Here is a 1949-nt window from a genome sequence, read left to right as displayed (position 1 = left end):
AACGAATGGTGGCGAATTACTGGACGAGGTGGTGGGAATTTACCGGAATGGGTGGTGGATTAGGTCCGGAATCCGCAGTAGGGGGCGGTGACAATGCGGGCACGCACTCAATTCGCCACTCCGAACGTAAAAGTCAGCGGATCTTGGGTTGGCTCTAACACGTAAGCTGATATAATGACCAAAGACTAGTTTTTTGAGACGTCCGGGGAATGCCTTGAGTAAGCATTCAACAACCCGGACGTTTTCCTTTCCCAGAATAACGACCATGGCCATTGTATCCTGGCAAAATCCGGACAGGCAAACCCATCAACTTTAGGATTTATAAAGTCGTCAAAAACACCCTGGATAGCGTCGTCGCGGGCCCCGGTTTCTTCGGAATTCCAGCATGGGTCGCCGTCACCGGCGCTTTACGTCGCATTGTCGTGAGCACCCTCTTCCGCCGATATTGGCGGTGGGAGCGAATTGCGCTAACCTTTGCTCTGGGCAACCTCGTCTTCATTCCCGTCGCCTTTCTGGTCCACCCGGCATGGGGCCAGGTCGCTCACGCCATGATCACCTGGCGGCCGTTAATCCAGCAACGCCCCCAGCGCTGTATCAAACCGGCCATGGCGAATATTTTTTACCGAAAGCCCCTTGTCAGAGACGGCTCCCTGTTGGAAAAACAGCATCCAGGGGTGATTGTCGCGCCGATATCGGCCAAGAAAATGACGATGGTGTTTTCGGTGATGCCGCCAGGTACGCCCCAGCGCCAAACCGGGCCCTGGCGGTATCGGATCGCTGATCGGCGAACCCAAAACAGCGTGGAACTGCCTACGCAGAGGGCAGTCACGCGGACGAAGCCCGATTGGGAGTTCCGACACGATCTCCCCTTTGCAGAAAGCCTCCGTTACCAATGGTAGGCCCTTGAACGCCGACCCCTGGTTGTCGGAGCCCAATCGATACATGCCGCGCCACGTCGGCAGGAGACGCTAGTCCTGTGTCGAAAAGCGTTAGCCCTAGCGCGTGAGGTTGCGATGGGCCATACCGCGCGCATCCTTCGGGGAAAGCTATCCACCGCCGATTACTTAACGATGCGACTAGCGGACTCGGCCCATTAATAGATTATTAGCCCCGCAAATCAATGGGCTGTGTTCACCGTGTACCCGAACGATCCCAGGAATGAGTTCACACGGTCTTAGCCGGCCAGCCAATATCCATTGGATACCCAATCCAGAGATTCTCGTGGTGACGGCTCGTGGTGACGGATTGCCTGTTTTTGGCAGATATGAAGGTTTTTTCTCGGAAGGAACCGGTGATCAAAAACCCGGAAACCCTTTCCACATAAGGGATGGCGGGGATACGTGGGAATCGAACCCACCGTCGACGTCGAACGCCGACCATTGGATTTGAAGACACAGGAAGACCAGTCAATACCGTCCACCGAATAGGCTGGAGTGCTTGATTCTCAAGGGTTTGCACGATTGGCACTGTGTATCGCGTCTCTGCAGAATCCCTATTTCCATCTGCTCTTGGTGACGGGCTGGTGACGGGGGCGCCTATGGCCTCGGACAACACCATGCATTGGGCGACGTTCCTTGAGAAGGTGCCTTCGATATTGGGCCACCTCGAAACGTCTTCCGAGCACGCTCCCATCTAGGGTATATCTGGGCTTCAGCCCGCTCGTGGTGACGGCTCGTGGTGACGAGCGGAATAGAAATGGGGACTTTGGTCTTCCACCGACCGACCACGGCACATTCCCAACGGGTTGATAGCATAATTCGCGGAGATTCAGAAACAACGCTTTTTGTCCTCATCATCCATCGGGTCACCATCGTGAATGATTAACCGAACCTTAGTGATGTAACACCATGCATAAGCTAGATAAAATCACTAGAGGGTTTTTCATAACCCGAAGTCCTTGATTTGCAATGCTTGTGGGGTCTGAGAAAATTTCTTTCCCCCTGAATTAG

Annotated in this window: 1 protein-coding gene; it reads left to right on the top strand. The window is 54.2% G+C overall.

From position 1 onward, the window contains the following. Positions 1-272: 272 nt before the first annotated feature. On the top strand, positions 273-899 hold the full coding sequence (locus HIJ39_RS22655; RefSeq protein ID WP_169103297.1) for a hypothetical protein: 627 nt from the start codon (positions 273-275) through the stop codon (positions 897-899). Positions 900-1949 lie beyond the last annotated feature (1050 nt).

The sequence above is a fragment of the Sulfobacillus harzensis genome (genome assembly GCF_012933365.1).
Lineage (GTDB): Bacteria > Bacillota > Sulfobacillia > Sulfobacillales > Sulfobacillaceae > Sulfobacillus_B > Sulfobacillus_B harzensis.
Note: the sequence above shows the minus strand (reverse complement) of the source record. Positions and strands in the feature narration are given on the sequence as shown.